This is a genomic window from Acinetobacter proteolyticus (genome assembly GCF_000367945.1).
Lineage (GTDB): Bacteria > Pseudomonadota > Gammaproteobacteria > Pseudomonadales > Moraxellaceae > Acinetobacter > Acinetobacter proteolyticus.
In genome coordinates this window covers 227896-245520 of sequence record NZ_KB849179.1, presented here as the reverse complement: position 1 = coordinate 245520, position 17625 = coordinate 227896, and the positions used below count along the sequence as shown (strand labels likewise).

The window sequence follows — 17625 nt, the reverse complement described above, 5'->3', positions numbered from 1 at the left end:
ACAAGAGCTGTCTGAATTTTGCTAAAGCAATCATAGTTAAATTTGAAGCTTAGTACACATTTTTTTAAATTTCGATCTGACTACCCAGCTCCACCACGCGGTTGGTCGGGATTTGATAAAAATCACTGACTGGACTGGTATTACGTTGCATTGAAATAAATAAATGCTCCCGCCAAGGGGCCATGCCATCCCCGACACTATGCATAATACGTTCACGTGAGATAAAGAAGCTAATCTGCATCAAATCATATTCAAACTCTAGCTGCTCATAGGCTTGAGCCAATGCGCGTGGTACATTCGGCTCGTCTTTAAATCCATAGAAAATTTTAATCCGATAGAAATGATTATCTAAAGTTTCAACATGAATGCGTTCTTCTTGCCGAACATAAGGGACATCTTCAATTACGACAGTCGCCAGAATATTGCGTTCATGTAACACTTTATTGTGCTTAATATTATGCAACATGGCATGTGGAACCACATTCGGCGTACCGGTCAGGAATACCGCATCTCCTGGCACACGATGTACATTATCGCCAATACTTCTTATGAATAAATCGAGTGACAATGTGTCATGTTCAAGCTTGGCAAAAGTGAGCTCTCGACCTCGCTTCCAAGTCATTAGGATGATCATTGCGACAGCACCAATTAATAATGGCACCCAACCACCTGAGAATATTTTTAAAGATGCAGCGGCAACCAAAACTGACTCTAGAATGAAAAATGGAATAATAAGTAAAAATACCTTCGGTAAGCTCCATTTCCAAGCATAATAAATAAAGACTGCAACCAAAATCGTATCGCAGAGCATGGTTAATGTAACCGCTAGACCATACGCACTGGCAAGGTTTGAACTGGTCTGGAAGATTAAAATTAGAATTAAAATTGCAATCAGTAATAGCCAGTTTAGAAAAGGCACATAAATCTGCCCTTCTTCTGAATCAGAAGTATGTTTAATCCCTAATCTTGGTAAATAACCCAATTGAATTGCTTGGCGTGCCAAGGAAAACACCCCAGAAATAACCGCTTGTGAAGCAATCACTGCCGCCATAGTCGCCAAGATAATCATTGGGTATAGCGCCCAACTAGGCACCAATAAATAGAATGGGTTTTCAATTGCGGCTGGATTACGCAGTAATAATGCACCTTGACCGGCATAGTTTAAAACCAAGCAAGGTAACACGACGCTGAACCATCCAAAACGAATTGGACGTGGGCCAAAATGTCCCATATCTGCATACAATGCTTCACCTCCAGTGACCGTTAACACCACGGCTCCCATGATAAAGAAGGACTGGACTGGATGGGTAAAGATAAACTGTATTGCCCAATGTGGACTCACCATCCCCAGTACTACAGGTGTCTGTATCACACTGGCAATACCTAAAATGCCAAGTGACAAAAACCAAACCAAAGTTATGGGTCCAAAGAACTTACCCACAAAGGCGGTGCCATGTTTCTGCATCAAAAACAGCGTGGTCACAATCACAATCGCAATTGGCACAATGAAAGGGTCAAGCACATTGGTGGCAATGGATAAGCCTTCAACAGCAGAAAGAACGGATATGGCTGGGGTAATAATCCCATCTCCAAAGAATAAAGATGCCCCAATAAAACCAATTGCAATGAGATAGATCTTTTTTGTTTCTGATAATTTCGCTTTACGTAAGTTCAAGGCCAATAAAGCCATGATCCCACCTTCACCATTATTGTCTGCACGCATGACGATCGCGATGTATTTAATACTGATGATCAGCATTAAGCACCAGAAGATAATAGACAAAATACCTAATACATTTTCAGGTTGAATCCCCAAACCATGAGCCGCATGGAAGGATTCCTTTAACGCATATAGCGGACTTGTTCCAATATCTCCAAAGACCACCCCGAGCGCTGCCAACGCTGTGGCAGGCAATGCTGCTTTTTTTGTAGTATTTTGCATAATGAGCTTTCTTTAACTGTTATAGGGCAAAACTTTGGTCATTTATTTTCTTTAAGCATATGCTCTATTTCTCGCGAAGAATACCCTCTCTCTTTAAGAATCTGAACAATAATCTGCTGTATTTCTTCCGATGCACCGGCATATTTTTCGACCAGCACGTCTACGGGATAACCCATGAGTACCTCTTTTTTATTAAGAAGCAGGTTATGAAAATGATTGTTTTGATCAGATGTATTAAAGAAACTCATTAACCTATCCATAAGAACGATTGCAAAGTGTATTTTAATAAACTTAAAAAAATGGCCGCGTAAAATTTGCGTAAATTTTTAAGCTATGTCATCTAAGCACAACATGTCCAAGCTCTCCTAAAACTACAATCGGAATTCTAGCTTTAAGAAATAAAGATAAGCTTGGGTTAGTTCGGCTCGATATTGCTCAAGTCAATATTCTAGACGCTTGCTTTTTTAATAGTCGAACTTATTCGATTTCACGTAGAGTGAGAAGTATCGTCACTATTGGTATTACCAATTGATGTGATTTTTATGTGGAAAAAAAGCATAAATAAGAAAAAAGCCCTTGTAGATACAAGGGCTTTTTGAATTTGGCGGAAGCGGTGAGATTCGAACTCACGGAGGACTCACACCCTCGTCGGTTTTCAAGACCGGTGCATTAAACCGCTCTGCCACGCTTCCATGTGCGTAAGAATACAAAGCTTGCCCTCTTTATACAAGAGAAATTTAACTGCAATGTATTCAAATGCATATTGTTTCATCAATTTTAGAGTTTTGCGGCTAATTCAGCACCATCTCGGATCGCACGCTTGGCATCTAGCTCTGCTGCGAGCTTCGCACCACCAATAATATGATAGTTCGCCGAAGTATTTTCACCATCTTTTGGCATCAAATCTTTCACGGATTCTTGTCCTGCACAGACCACGATGGTATCCACACGCAACAATTGATCATGACCATTGTGTTCTACCCACAAACCTTCATCGGTCACTGCTTTATACTGCACACCACGCAACATACGTACCGCATGCTTTTTTAACTGTGCACGATGCACCCAACCAGAGGTTTTACCCAAACCAATTCCAAGCGGTGTGGTTTTGCGCTGCAATAAATAAATCTGACGCACTGGAATTTCAACTTCTGGGCGTTGCATTCCACCTTCAGAGATATAGTTAGGATCTGGGTCTACACCCCACTCACGTTGCCATTCTGCTAAGGGTTGCGGCTGAGGTTGGTGTGGTGGTTTTAATAAGAACTCGGATACGTCAAAGCCAATCCCACCTGCACCAATCACGGCGACCTTATGGCCCACTTCTGCGCCACGTAATACTTCAGCATATGACAACACTTGAGGTGCGGTACTGCCTTGAATTTTTAATGCGCGTGGTACAACACCTGTTGCCACAATTACTTCATCAAAACCTTCACGTTCTAGCTGCTCACGACTTACACGAGTATTTAAACGGACATCTACCCCAGTTTGTTTGAGTTGTACTTTAAAATAACGAATGGTCTCATGGAATTCTTCTTTACCAGGTACCACTTTTGCCAAGTTAAACTGACCACCAACATCGTTATTTGCTTCAAATAAAGTTACGGCGTGACCTCGACTTGCAGCAACCGTAGCAGAAGACATACCTGCCACCCCGCCACCGACAACCGCAATACGTTTTGGTTTTTTGGTTTTGATATAAACCAATTCTGTTTCATGGCATGCTTGCGGATTGACTAAACAGCTGACACGTTCATTCTTAAATGCGTGATCTAAACACGCTTGGTTACACGCGATACAGGTATTAATTTCATCCACACGATTGGTTGCAGTCTTATTCACCCAATAAGCATCAGCCAAGAATGGACGCGCCATTTGCACCATATCCGCCTTGCCAGAAGCAATAATCTCTTCAGCAACATCAGGCATATTAATACGATTCGATGCAATCACGGGAACAGAAACGTGCTGTTTTACCGCAGCGGTATAATCGACAAACGCGGCACGCGGCACAGAGGTTACAATCGTAGGAACACGGGCTTCGTGCCAACCGATCCCTGTATTTAACAGCGTAATCCCTGCTTTTTCTAATGCTTTGGCAACCACAATCACTTCTTGCATGGTGTTGCCATCATGCACTAAATCCAGCAAAGACAGACGGAAAGCAATAATAAATTTTTCACCGACTTTGGCACGGATCGCTTTGACGATCTCCACTGGGAAGCGCATACGATTTTCAATGTCACCGCCCCAACGGTCAGTACGCTTATTCACATGACTGCTGAGGAACTGGTTAATTAAATAACCTTCTGAACCCATAATTTCGACACCATCATAGCCTGCTTTTTTCGCTAAGCTCGCACAACGCGCATAATCTTCAATGGTTGCCAATATCTGAGAATCAGACATTTGACGTGGTTTAAATGGGTTAATCGGTGCTTGAATCGGAGAAGAAGATACCGAAAACGGATGATAACCATAACGACCCGAATGCAGAATTTGCATCAAAATCTTCGCGCCATGCTTATGTACCGCATGGGTGACTAAACGATGATGAGGAATATCGGCCAAACTATTCATGGTTCCGCCCGCAGGGAGTAACCAGCCCTGACGGTTGGGAGAAATACCACCTGTGATGATTAAGCCTACACCGCCCTTTGCGCGCTCACCAAAATAAGCAGCGAGTTTTGGATAATTAAAGAAACGATCTTCTAAACCTGAGTGCATCGAACCCATTACCACACGGTTTTTAATGGTGGTAAAACCCAAATGTAATGGCTTTAAGATATTTGCATAGCTAGTCATGGTATTCCTTCTCTAATTTTGGCTTTGCAACTTGTTGCATAGTACTTTAATACTTTTTTGTTGATTTGGGATGACTCTATCTAAAAATTTAGCTGTTGAAAGTGTCAATTTGGCTTAAACATACTTAAGATTCTGCTGCTGCAACTCTAAATACTATTTATGGCAGAAGCACCTCGACATAAAAAAGGCAGCCACAATAATCATAGTGACTGCCTTTATTTAATCTAAAAAACTAACTCAAGCTGATTGATCAATGCTTCGGTTTATTCTCATTCTACTCAATTTAATGTTGTTGATGACTCGAATAAGCCAGACGATTTTTCTGTGCTTTCATTTTGAGCGAACTCATCACAATGCCCGCACAGATAAAAGCAGCACCAATCAAGATATTGAGGGTCAGCGGCTCATGCCAGATTAAAGAACCAAAAAATAGACTCAGAATCGGGATACACATAATTGAAATCGAAGCGACAAAAGTATCAACCTGACTGACAATCCAGTTCCAAAGCACAAAGGCAAAACCAGTGCCTACCACTGCAATATAAAATAAAGCAGATTCGTTCAGTGGATTAAGCCAAACCTGAGTATCAACTGGTTCGAACAATAAGGCCATCACAAACATTAAACTTCCACCGAGTAACAGTTGCCAAATGGTGAGTTTGATTTTGTCATAGGTGGCAAAATTCTTTTTGATGTAAACCGTCGATAATGCCCAGAAAAAGCCTGAACCAATGAGTAACACCTGCCCCAGCAATGACATATTCATATGCACATGATGTAATTGCGGCCATAAAATTGCGATGAGTCCCAAGGTTCCTAAAACGAGCCCCAAGATTTTCTGGGTATTCAACCTTTCATTTAAAAAATAATGCGCTAATACAGCAATAAAAATCGGCATGGTAAATACCAATACAGCTGATAAACCTGAACCCACAAATTGCATGGCAAAGGTCTGCGTGGCATAAAAACCAAAACAGATCAATACACTTAAAATGATTAAGGGCTTCAACTCAGCTTGCTCAGGCAAAATGGATTTTTTTAAAATCCGTTGTACCAGCATTAATGTCACTGCAGCTAAAATCAACCGTGTAGAGATAAATAAAAATGGTGGAAACACTTGTAGGCTGTGTTTGACCAAGCCCCATAACGAACCCCAAACCAGACACAGCAACGCGATTGCACTCACGACTCGAATATTCACGTGTTGTACTCAACCGATAAAAAGTAAGCTTAGTGTATAAAATAAATGACATCATGAATAATGCTATGTTTTAATAGATACATCATTTTTTTTGATGCCTAATTCAATTCATCCTTTTTGATAGCACCTTTCGAATTGAAATATTGAGGACTTGCCGTGAATATTGATATTAGCGATATCCGATCATTTGTGACTGTGGCCGAGCTAAAAAGTATTACTGCCGCGGCAAATAAGCTCAATTATTTACAGTCTAATATGACTGCGAAAATCAAAAAGATTGAAAATCACTATAAGCGCCAACTGTTTATTCGTAAGCCCAAAGGTGTTGAACTGACTGAATCGGGCATGAATTTATATGCCCAATATAAAAAGATGATTTTCACTTGGGAAGAAACTGAAAATAAAATCTATCAACAAGAAAGCGTTTTACGCTTTGGCACCAATACCAGTCTAGGCGGGATGCGTTTCTACCCCTCTTTTAGTCAGCTCTATGAAGCCTACCCTGATCTTTCCATCACCATGAAAACAGGTCCAACAGGTTACATCGAGAATGAGATTTTAGCGGGCAATTTGGATATCGCTTATGCCCTAGGACATCCTAAACATAAAAATCTGCAATATATTCAAAAAGCGGATGATCAACTGGTGATTATTGGTAAAAACATGATCAACCATGACAGTCTCGAAGAGTGTCTGAATCATCAAAATATCTTGCTGGCTTCTGAACAATGCTGCTATGCCACTACCTTAGACAGCATCTACACAGACTATAAGCTTAAAAAAGGTGAACTCACCCATATTTATGATCATGAGGCTCTAATTCACTTTACCCAATTAGGTATGGGCATCTCGATGATTGCCAAATCTTTGATTGAAAAATATAACATTCAGTACTATCGCGAAACACCTGAACAGTATCGGGATATCGGCCTTTATCTGATTGCACGTCATGATCATGTATTTACCCCGATCGAGAAACAATTTATTGGCTTAAATGATTCGCTTTGAACTAGACACTTTTTATAAAGAACGTTTGCAACTCTTGATGTACTTTTCACTTGAGACTTTTTAAAGTTCAGGCCTGTTAACGCCTTATTGTGAATGCTTATCGTAAAACTTTATATTTTCCCGATGTTAATCTATTTTTCAAATGAAAAAAAAAGAATTCCTTTCCTAACAGAAAAAAAATCGATTTGAAAAGTGATATAGTACGGGACGTATAAATTCTCTTTGGTCACCGAAGTATTAGGGTGCCTATTTCGAAATAGTTAGGACTAGCAATGACTGATAATGCAACGATCTTGCAGCATGTACCAGTAGGTAAAAAAGTTGGGATTGCCTTCTCTGGTGGTTTAGACACTTCAGCAGCTTTATTATGGATGAAACAGAAAGGCGCAGAGCCTTATGCATATACTGCAAATCTGGGTCAGCCTGATGAAGATGACTATGATGCTATTCCAAAGAAAGCTGAACAGTACGGTGCAGTCAAAGCTCGATTAATCGATTGTCGTTTACAACTTGCGCTTGAAGGTATTGCTGCGATTCAATGTGGCGCGTTCCACATCAGCACAGGTGGTGTTCCTTACTTCAATACCACACCTTTAGGTCGTGCAGTGACAGGTACGATGCTTGTTACCGCGATGAAAGAAGATGACGTCAATATTTGGGGTGATGGTTCAACTTATAAAGGCAATGATATTGAACGTTTCTATCGTTACGGTTTATTGACCAACCCTGCGCTTAAAATCTATAAACCATGGTTAGACCAAACCTTTATTGATGAGTTAGGCGGCCGTGCTGAAATGTCGCAATTCTTAATCGACAACGGTTTTGACTATAAAATGTCAAAAGAAAAGGCGTATTCAACTGACTCAAATATGTTGGGTGCGACGCACGAAGCCAAAGATTTAGAATACCTCAATGCGGGTATTAAAATCGTAGATCCAATCATGGGCGTTGCATTCTGGAAAGATGACGTTGAAATCCAACCAGAAGAAGTAAGCATTACCTTTGAACAAGGTATGCCAGTTGCATTGAATGGTCAACGTATCGAAGATCCAGTTGAATTTATTCTTGAAGCGAACCGTATCGGTGGTCGTCATGGTCTAGGGATGTCTGACCAAATCGAAAACCGTATTATTGAAGCAAAATCTCGTGGTATCTATGAAGCACCGGGTATGGCTTTGTTACATATCGCTTATGAGCGTTTGGTGACTGGTATTCATAACGAAGACACGATTGAACAATACCGTATTAATGGTTTACGTTTAGGTCGCCTACTTTACCAAGGCCGTTGGTTCGATTCACAAGCGCTCATGCTTCGTGAAACTTCACAACGTTGGGTTGCTAAAGCGATTACTGGTACGGTGACTTTAGAATTACGTCGTGGTAATGACTACACCATCATGAACACTGAATCTCCTAACCTCACTTATGAAGCTGAGCGTTTAACCATGGAGAAAGGTGATTCAATGTTTACGCCAATGGATCGTATCGGTCAGTTAACTATGCGTAACCTCGACATTACCGATACCCGTGCAAAATTGGGTATCTATACTGAAACAGGTTTACTTGCAGTGGGTCAAGGTTCTGCAATTCCACAGCTTGAAAACAAATCAAAATAAAAGATGGGTTAATTAATTTACCTATTTGAAAAGGCTGAATATTTTTATTCAGCCTTTTTTATTTTATCCAAGAAAATACGCATTACTCAATCATTGCATTTATAGAACAATATGTCGCAATTACAGACTATTTATCGTCATTATGAATCGATAATATAAGCCTTAAGCAAAACACAATAATTTGGGAGATGAAAGATGAATGCTTATCTACATCGTAGTGAAAACCGTGGTCATGTCAAAGCAGGCTGGTTAGACACCTATCATAGCTTTTCCTTTGGAAGCTGGTATGACCCGAAATACATGGGCGTCAGCGCGCTTCGCGTGATTAATGACGATACAGTCGCTGCGCATAATGGTTTCGGTACTCATCCCCATGACAATATGGAAATCTTGACCTGTGTACTCGATGGCACCATTTCTCATAAAGACAGTATGGGCAATGAAGGCCAAATCAATGCAGGTGAATGGCAATTGATGAGCGCTGGAACTGGGGTCACCCACAGTGAAATGAACAAGCATGATAAAGCGGTGCATCTATTACAGATTTGGATTCAACCGAATGTGCAAGATGCTGAACCAACCTATCAGCAAATTCAACTCAACCCGAAAGATCATCCAAACCAATGGCACTTGATTGCTGGTGATGAATCTGCGCCAATGTCGATCCGTCAAAATGCTGAAGTGAAAACTGCAGTGATTGAGAAAGATCAACATTTAGAGATTACAGCACGGAAAAAAGTCAACTACGTGCATGTGATTTCAGGTGAAGTGATGATTGCCGATCATTTGGTTAAAGCGGGTGATGCTTTACTGTTTGATGAGACTGCAACCATTACTGCATTACAAGACAGTCAAATGATCTGGTTTGACCTACCTTAAACTCGGTTTATCTTGCACCTCTTACCCTCAAGAGGTGCAAGCTTTTTAATCATTATTACTACTATCACAACTGCTTGAGTCAGAACTTGAGTCAGCATTAAAACCACAATCATCTACACGCTGATCATTATTATTCTGGACTGAATCGCAATTTGAAGTTGTTGACGAATATGGATGACTATAATCTGAAGAATCTGACGTAGCACCAGTTTTCTTTGCGAAGAACAACAATAAAGCCAAGCCAGCCACGATGACTAAAATAATAAACATCAGCATCACAATCCCATATTGCTCATCCAATCTTTATTACACACTATAGCCTAGATTTGTTTTAAAAATAATCAGCATTAAAAAAGCCCGATTAACGGGCTTTTCTACAACCTTGAACATTTTTAAAAACGACCTGAATCGTTTCGTTCGTTGTTAGCTGTGTGTTCAGGTTGTCATATCTTTGTTCATTTAGGCAAGATTTCTCTTAAATCCCAAATAGTATATGACTTCCTTATTGATTAAATTAGCACCAATAGTGAGTTGGGTCAAGTCGCTTAATTTTCTAACAAAATAAGTTGGAATAAAAAAAGCCCTGAATCTTTTCGAATTCAGGGCTTTGGAGTTTTCGTAACTTCATTCGAAGCTATAAAACCTAAAAATCTTGGTAGGTATATCCAGACTCGAACTGGAGACCTCTACGATGTCAACGTAGCGCTCTAACCAACTGAGCTATACACCTAGAATGAGAAGCATCATATTCATTTTTTATCAGCTTCACAAGTTTTTTTGAGATTGTTTTAGTGCAATCGCACAGTCTTTAAGCAAGCGCTTAAAATCTTGAGTATTTGCGCTATCCTGCTGCTCTAAAAAAACAATTTGTTGATATAACACAATTGCTTGTTCAAAGACCTGTTTGTTTTCAAGCTGACTTGCCAAGCGCTGCATCCATTCTTGAAAAGTCTCTGCTTGTTGCTTATGCAGATTTCTAGGTAGTTGCTTCTGAAACTTAAGTACAGCTCTTTGATAATCAGCTTGCTGCCTTCTTTGTCGCCACCAATAAATCCCCACATAGACAATCAAAATAGCGAATACGCCAACAATTAGCACAATCGCATATGCATAACTTGAATCCAGACCTAATCGAGACAACCAGTTCTTCTGTTTGTCTGCATCATAACCAACAACTTTGCTTTGCCATTGATAACTTAAATAATCACTCCAAATCCGCATATTTTTTAGAAACTTAAACTGTTGTAAACGCCAAGCCTTACTTTCATCTCCCCACACATTCTGATCTTGTGCCAAATAATCCTGCATACCGGTGTCAATCCGTTGCGGTGCAATCATGGCTGTCGGGTCAATTCTTTTCCATTTTCCATTGAGGTAGACTTCACTCCACGCGTGGGCATCCAGTTGTCGAACCTCCCAACTTTGCCCATCAGGCGCCAGTTGACCGCCTTGATAGCCAGTCACTACGCGTGCTGGAATACCTGCATAACGCATTAGCATGACAAAGCTTGAGGCATAATGCTCGCAAAAACCTTTGCGACTGGAAAACAAGAATTGATCAATACGATCACCACCCAATGTCCCCGGTGTTAAAGTATAAACAAAGCCATTTTTCCTATACCAAGCAAGAACGGACTGTAAATACTTTTCAGGTTGCTTTTGACTTTGTTCAAAAAGCTCATGCGCCAATTGCTGGGCCTTTGCATCTCGATCTGGATCAAATTTGAGATTTAACTCAAGTTGGCGCGATGATAATACAACCGCTTCGGCTGGCAACCGTCCCAACCACAACATCTGTATGGGTACATTGCGCTTAACTAATTTAGTTGGACGAATACTATTATCTTGATACAACTGCAAATAGCGTTGTTGTGGAATCGAATATTCCAAGCCCATAATCCAATTGGCTTGCTCATCTGCCGCTAAATATTGATAAGGTACACTGCTTGCTGTGGACTGCACATTTTTAATCTGCTGATTAAAAAAACTACTGGTCCATGTGGCTCCATCATATTGATCTAAGACTAAAGCTCTCCAGTACAATTCTGATCGACTTGGAAATTGCGACATATTTGCCACTACCCGAAAGGCCAAAGCCGAGGACTGTGATAATTGTGCAATATCTCCCGGTGACATGCGATCACTAATCCCAGTCGTGGCTTGATTACTCTGAATTGGTACTGCCCAAAGCGGTGGCAATCGTGGAAAGAAAATAAATAAGATCAGAAAGAAAGGAATTGCGATTCCTACAAATTTAAAAATTTGCTTCACATCTTGTTTAAGTTGATTTGATGATAGTTTCGTTTGATTAAATAATCCTGTCTGTATTCGATAAAGACCGACTAAACACATCACAAAGGCTGTAAATACAATCAGTGCCATCCAAAAAGCTTGGCTATGTAATAATAAGCTGGCACTGACAAATAGAGCAAAATTAAAGACAATCAATAAATCACGGGTGTTTTTCGCTTCTAAGCATTTGGCAAATAAACAGGTGCTTAAAAAGGCGACGCCCGCTTCTACTCCCAAAATGGTTTGATAATTGCCATAAACAATACCCAATGACAATAGAATAAAAATCACCAAAAACCATTTCGGAAAAGGCACCCAACTCTGTTTACGATATCTCCGAACCAATAACAGCCAAACCACTGCCCATAATCCCGTTAAAGCAGCAGGTGCAAAAGTAGTTTGCCCAAGTAATATGAAAGCCAAAACAGCTAAAACACAGAAATAGACTTGTTTAGTCATCATTATGCCTGCGCTAATAAAAGTTTGGCCTGAATCAACTGAGATTGTCCCTGCCCGCTTTCCAAGCGTGCATGCGGCAAAATAAGTGCATAATCATCACCTAACTGTTCACATTGCTCAATCAAACCCATCATAAAGCTTAATTTATCTTCATGGCTTTGAGCTGGAATCTGCTGATAGTCAATTTCCAGATGCTGGTGATTGGCCTGAGCTTCAAACATTTTGATCAGAAAGCCCTGCCCACGTGCGACCTGTTTCCATGCCACATTTTGATAAGAATCACCGTATTGGAAGCCACGTAACTCTTTAAATTCATCTAAACTATCTTGGGCAGAAGTCGGCTTATTTTTATGCTCTTTCTGCCAATCATAGCCCTTTGGAGCAACCCAGACTTTATGTTTTGGATATAAATAAGTCCAAGCACGGACTAAACCGAGAGGATAAGTCGAATAAATTTTAATGGTCTCAAATGCATACAACCCTCGTTTGTCTGGCATAACTGCTAGTTCAACACTGTGTTGAGTTTGATCGATATAAACCGATTGCTCTTGAGTTTGCCATTCAATGCGTAGGTAGCGTGCCGAAGCAACCGATTGTTTAAATAGCAACTTTAAACTGAGAACTTGATCAACCTGCCCAACCTCAGGCATCACAACATCAATTTGTAAATCATGTAATTGTTTAAAGGTCAGATAAAAACTAATACAAAGAATGGCACTGATTAAAAAGCAAAATCCTAAAATCAGATTGTTTGCATAGTTAATTCCAGCAATAAAGGTAATTAGAATCAGGACTAGATATAGAAAACCTTGTTTATAAATAAAAACCAAAACGTCCTTTTGTCGCAGGGTTTTACTACGATCCATTTGGAAACGTTTTGCGATCCATTGATTGACCTGTTGTTTAAGTCCAGTTTGCATAGTTTGTACTCACCTACAATGCTTCAACCGACTGCAACAGGTGTTTTACCTCCATCTCACCCAAACTTAAACGATGTGCAACTACAGCCACAAATACCATTTGTACATCATCCGTGGTCACGAAACTGCGTCCTTCAACTAGCGCATAAGCTTGTGCTGCGGCTTTCAGTGCCAATACTCCACGTGTTGACAGGCCATGGCGTTGCTTACGTGTTTCGGCAGCTAAATCTAAAATATAATTGAGTACAGCGTCACTGAGGAAGATCTGTTTGGCCAATTCACGTAAATGCAAAATATCTGCTTGGTTAAACACAGCATCTAATTGATGAATCAGAACTTGACGTGAGCTTTGTTGTAATAATAATTTTTCTGCTTGACGAGATGGATAGCCCAATGACAATCGCATCAAAAAGCGGTCTAACTGTGACTCTGGCAATGCATAAGTGCCACTTTGAAACAGTGGATTTTGCGTAGCCAACACCCAGAAAGGTTGTGGCAATTCATAATGGACGCCATCTACAGTAACAGCCCCTTCTTCCATTGCTTCTAACAAGGCACTTTGGGTTTTAGGACTACAGCGGTTAATTTCATCGGCAAGTAAGATTTGAGTAAAAACTGGGCCTTGCTTAAACTCAAACACATGTTCTTTTTGATTAAAAATATTGATGCCGATCACGTCACTGGCCAACATATCATTGGTAAATTGAATGCGCTGAAAATGCAATCCCGCTAGCCGCGCCAATGCACTGGCTAATGTGGTTTTCCCCAATCCAGGTAGATCTTCAAACAACACATGACCACCAGCCAATAGGCAGGTCAAAGCCAGTTTGGTTTGTTGCGGCTTATCTAAAATCAACTGATTCACTTCAATCAAAAAGTGCTCAATCTTCTGTGCAAAACTTTTAATATCTTGTTCTAATGCTTGGTTTTGTTGTTTTTTGTGCTGAACCGAAGTCTGCTGCATGCCCCACATCATCCTCTCCCCAAAATAAAACAGTGCATGTTTCAACATACACTGTTTTGGTTTTTTTTCAACGAAATCAAATGATTTCTAGCAAGGGCATTTTTTCATATTACCGCCCGCAGAAGGATAACGTGCATCAATACAATGACGATAAAAAGTCTTGGCATCCATCGGGGTTAGATCAGGATGATGTGCTTTCATATGCTCGACATAGGTTTCATAGTCAGGCACACCCACCATCAAACGAAAACTCTGCTGTAAACGTTGCCATAACACTGCAATCCGTGACCAATTCTTCGGTGATAAAAGCAAATGTTTTTGTGACATGATAGTGAACTTAATAATCTTCACAATCACCGCACTGCCTTGTCGAGCAATTTTAAAGTCCATACTTACTCTCCTTTGATGCTATTCGCTGTCATTGGGATTTCTGAATAAACGGCTGGTGCTTCGTTTACTGTTGGAGTTGGGCTTGCCAATGCTCTGCGGATAATGCCAATAGAAGCAATCACCATCACAATTGCAACAATCATAAAGAAGCCACACAGTGCTGCATTGATCTGATTTGACATCACAATGGTCTGCATTTCAGCAACGGTTTTGGCTGGCGCAAGCACCTCACCACGTGCAATCGCATCCGAGAAACGATTTGCTTGCGCAAGGAAGCCAATTTTTGGATTTTCATGGAAAATCTTTTGCCAACCCGCCGTCATCGAGGTAATGAATAAGAAAATCGTTGGGATAATGGTCACCCAAACATACTTCTCTTTTTTCATCTTGAATAAAATGACGGTTCCTAAAATTAAAGCCATGGACGCCAAGATTTGGTTACCGATACCAAATAACGGCCACAAGGAGTTAATCCCACCAAGTGGGTCAACCACACCTTGGTAAACGAAGAAGCCCCAACCTGCTACCGCGACAAAAGTTCCGACCAAGTTCCCAAAGAATGAACTCGATTGTTTAATCGCTGGAACCACGATACCTACCGTATCCTGCACCATGAAACGACAAGCACGTGTACCTGCATCTACCGCGGTTAGAATAAATAATGCTTCAAACAGAATCGCAAAGTGATACCAGAACGCCATCATTGAGCGGTTGTTGAAAATCTCTGAAATGATATGTGCCATACCAATTGCAAATGTAGGCGCACCACCTGTACGAGACAGGATTGAACTCTCACCGACTTCCTGAGCCAGTAAGGTCAACATTTCTGGACTCACCACGAAACCAAGATTACGCACTGCTTCCGCAGCGGTCTCAACCGAGGTTCCTAGAACTGCTGCAGGCGCATTAATCGCAAAGTAAATACCTGGATCAAGTACTGTCGCACAAATCATCGCCATGATGCCAACAAAAGACTCCATCAACATACCGCCATAACCGATCATACGAATATTGACTTCGTTATCCACCAGTTTAGGGGTTGTACCTGACGCAACCAAAGCATGGAAACCTGAAATTGCACCACAAGCAATCGTAATAAACAAGAAAGGAAATAAACTCCCTGCGAATACAGGCCCTGTACCATCAATGAAATGTGTTACCGCTGGCATTTTCAAATCAGGCATCGCAAAGATAATCCCGATGGCTAAGCCAGCAATCACACCAATTTTCAAAAAGGTTGATAGGTAGTCACGTGGTGCTAATAACAACCAAACAGGTAACACTGAGGCAATAAATCCATAAATGATCAATGCCCATGTCAATTGTGTTCCACTTAGGGTAAATAACTGCCCCCAATATGGGTCTTTTGCAACATCACCCCCATAGACAATCGCCGCCATCATCAATACAAAACCGATGATGGATACCTCTGCAATTTTCCCTGGGCGTAGATAACGCATGTAAATGCCCATGAATAATGCAATAGGAATGGTAGCTGCAATACTGAATACACCCCATGGGCTATGCGCCAAGGCTTTAACCACAACCAATGCGAGCACTGCAAGGATAATGATCATCACGCCCAGCGTACCCAGCATCACAATCACGCCTGCAAAGGTACCCAGTTCCTGTTTAGCCATTTCTCCCAAAGAACGACCATCACGTCGTGTTGAGATAAATAGAACAAGGAAATCTTGTACCGCGCCTGCAATCACCACCCCGACCAAAAGCCAGATCGTCCCAGGTAAGTAACCCATTTGCGCTGCGAGAATTGGACCAACCAAAGGTCCTGCGCCCGCAATCGCGGCAAAGTGATGACCGAATAGAACAAATTTATTGGTCGGAACATAATCCAGACCATCTGCGAGACGATGAGCTGGAGTTAACCGTTTAGGATTTAATTCAAAAACTTTGTTTGCAATAAATAAACTATAGAACCGATATGCAATGCTATATACACAGACCGCGGCAAGAACCAACCAGACCGCATTAACATGCTCACCACGACTGACCGCCAATATCCCAAATGAAATTGCCCCAACAATGGCAACCAAACTCCAAAGGAGTTTCGAGGGAAGTGTTGACTTTGCTTGTGTTGTCTCCATTCAAAACCTCTCAAATACATAACGCGTGGCTAGGGTCTGTTGATATTTCACAGATGCATGCGACAGAGGACATTTTATAGATGGCACAAGGCATGTTTTATGCAATTTAGCTATTCTAAATAATGAGTAGCGATTACAGCTACGCAAGATAACGTAGTGGCATCAAAAAATGTCAACAAACCCTATTAGATTTCCCTTTCTATATTTTCTGTAGAAGAAATATCTTTGTAAGTTTACCTTCTAGCTTCAATTATTTATCTAATACTTTGGCATAAAAAAAGGGATGATTGTTCATCATCCCCTTCGATAATTGTATATCTTGCGTAGCTCAGCTACACAGGCACAATTATGCACGCTCTAGGTAGTCACCAGTACGGGTATCTACACGAACGCTTTCTTCTTGCTGTACGAATAATGGAACACGTACCACAGCACCTGTTTCAAGTTTCGCAGGCTTACCGCCACCGCCAGAAGTATCACCACGGACACCTGGATCAGTCTCAACAATTTTGAGCACAACAAAGTTCGGTGGGCTTACAGTTAAAGGTACGCCATTGAATAACATAATCGTACATTTTTCATTAGAATCGTCTTTTAACCATTTCGCAGCATCACCCATTGCTGTTTTATCAGCAGCGATTTGCTCGAAAGATACAGGATCCATAAAGTTCCACATTTCGCCATCGTTGTAGAGGTAATCCATTTCTACTTCTACAATATCAGCTGCTTCTAAAGAGTCACCTGATTTGAATGTTTTTTCTAATACTTTACCAGAGCGAAGGTTACGTAATTTCACACGGTTAAATGCTTGACCTTTACCTGGTTTTACATATTCATTTTCCATGATTGAACATGGGTTGCCATCAAGCATAACCTTAAGGCCTGCTTTAAAATCATTTGTAGAATAATAGGCCATGAAAGGCGCACTCCAAACTTAAAAATCAAATCTTATGGGCTTATTTAACATTCATATTTGGTTGCGACAGAGGAGATTTTTTCGACGATACAAGGCATGGATGGTGAAATTTAGTTATTCTAAAT

Annotated in this window: 14 protein-coding genes and 2 tRNA genes; 3 read left to right on the top strand and 13 right to left on the bottom strand. The window is 40.8% G+C overall.

Going from position 1 to position 17625, the window contains the following annotated elements; genetic code table 11:
- Nucleotides 1–64: 64 nt before the first annotated feature.
- The 5 genes from F993_RS15580 to F993_RS15600 form a co-directional block, all read right to left on the bottom strand.
- Nucleotides 65–1942, bottom strand: a complete 1878-nt coding sequence (locus F993_RS15580) for a potassium transporter Kup (protein ID WP_004652853.1) — start codon at nt 1940–1942, stop codon at nt 65–67.
- A 38-nt stretch (nt 1943–1980) separates the two neighbouring features.
- A complete protein-coding gene (locus F993_RS15585; protein WP_004652852.1) occupies nt 1981–2190 on the bottom strand; it encodes a hypothetical protein in 210 nt (69 codons plus the stop codon).
- 354 nt (nt 2191–2544) lie between these two features.
- A tRNA-Ser gene (locus F993_RS15590) sits at nt 2545–2634 on the bottom strand.
- 85 nt (nt 2635–2719) lie between these two features.
- Entirely contained in the window at nt 2720–4750 is a 2031-nt protein-coding gene (locus tag F993_RS15595) for an NADPH-dependent 2,4-dienoyl-CoA reductase (protein ID WP_004652851.1), read from the bottom strand.
- 283 nt (nt 4751–5033) lie between these two features.
- Nucleotides 5034–5951: a DMT family transporter gene (locus F993_RS15600; RefSeq protein WP_004652850.1), complete on the bottom strand. Its 918-nt coding sequence runs from the start codon at nt 5949–5951 to the stop codon at nt 5034–5036.
- A 156-nt stretch (nt 5952–6107) separates the two neighbouring features.
- Between F993_RS15600 and F993_RS15605 the strand changes: the two genes are divergently transcribed.
- The 3 genes from F993_RS15605 (at nt 6108) to F993_RS15615 (ending at nt 9454) form a co-directional block, all read left to right on the top strand.
- Nucleotides 6108–6959 (top strand): LysR family transcriptional regulator, encoded by an 852-nt coding sequence (locus tag F993_RS15605; RefSeq protein ID WP_004652849.1) that lies wholly within the window; start codon nt 6108–6110, stop codon nt 6957–6959.
- Nucleotides 6960–7231: 272 nt separating this feature from the next.
- Nucleotides 7232–8575, top strand: coding sequence for an argininosuccinate synthase (gene argG / locus F993_RS15610; protein ID WP_004652848.1), 1344 nt, complete (start codon nt 7232–7234; stop codon nt 8573–8575).
- Between the two features lie 195 nt (nt 8576–8770).
- Nucleotides 8771–9454: a pirin family protein gene (locus tag F993_RS15615; protein WP_004652847.1), complete on the top strand. Its 684-nt coding sequence runs from the start codon at nt 8771–8773 to the stop codon at nt 9452–9454.
- A 45-nt stretch (nt 9455–9499) separates the two neighbouring features.
- Here the strand turns inward: F993_RS15615 and F993_RS15620 are convergent, their stop codons facing one another.
- The 8 genes from F993_RS15620 to efp form a co-directional block, all read right to left on the bottom strand.
- Nucleotides 9500–9730 carry a hypothetical protein gene (locus F993_RS15620; RefSeq protein ID WP_004652846.1) on the bottom strand — a complete coding sequence of 77 codons (231 nt, stop codon included), beginning with the start codon at nt 9728–9730 and terminating at the stop codon, nt 9500–9502.
- A gap of 377 nt (nt 9731–10107) precedes the next feature.
- Nucleotides 10108–10184, bottom strand: a tRNA-Val gene (locus tag F993_RS15625).
- A 35-nt stretch (nt 10185–10219) separates the two neighbouring features.
- Nucleotides 10220–12205 carry a transglutaminase TgpA family protein gene (locus tag F993_RS15630; RefSeq protein ID WP_004652845.1) on the bottom strand — a complete coding sequence of 662 codons (1986 nt, stop codon included), beginning with the start codon at nt 12203–12205 and terminating at the stop codon, nt 10220–10222.
- 2 nt (nt 12206–12207) lie between these two features.
- A complete protein-coding gene (locus F993_RS15635) occupies nt 12208–13125 on the bottom strand; it encodes a DUF58 domain-containing protein (RefSeq protein WP_004652844.1) in 918 nt (305 codons plus the stop codon).
- Nucleotides 13126–13138: 13 nt separating this feature from the next.
- Nucleotides 13139–14098, bottom strand: coding sequence for an AAA family ATPase (locus F993_RS15640; protein WP_004652843.1), 960 nt, complete (start codon nt 14096–14098; stop codon nt 13139–13141).
- Between the two features lie 78 nt (nt 14099–14176).
- The gene (locus F993_RS15645; protein ID WP_004652841.1) at nt 14177–14479 is read right to left on the bottom strand and encodes a YbdD/YjiX family protein; all 303 of its coding nucleotides are present in this window, start codon (nt 14477–14479) and stop codon (nt 14177–14179) included.
- A gap of 2 nt (nt 14480–14481) precedes the next feature.
- A complete protein-coding gene (locus tag F993_RS15650; RefSeq protein WP_004652840.1) occupies nt 14482–16584 on the bottom strand; it encodes a carbon starvation CstA family protein in 2103 nt (700 codons plus the stop codon).
- Between the two features lie 346 nt (nt 16585–16930).
- A complete protein-coding gene (gene efp / locus F993_RS15655; RefSeq protein WP_004652839.1) occupies nt 16931–17500 on the bottom strand; it encodes an elongation factor P in 570 nt (189 codons plus the stop codon).
- Nucleotides 17501–17625: the final 125 nt, after the last annotated feature.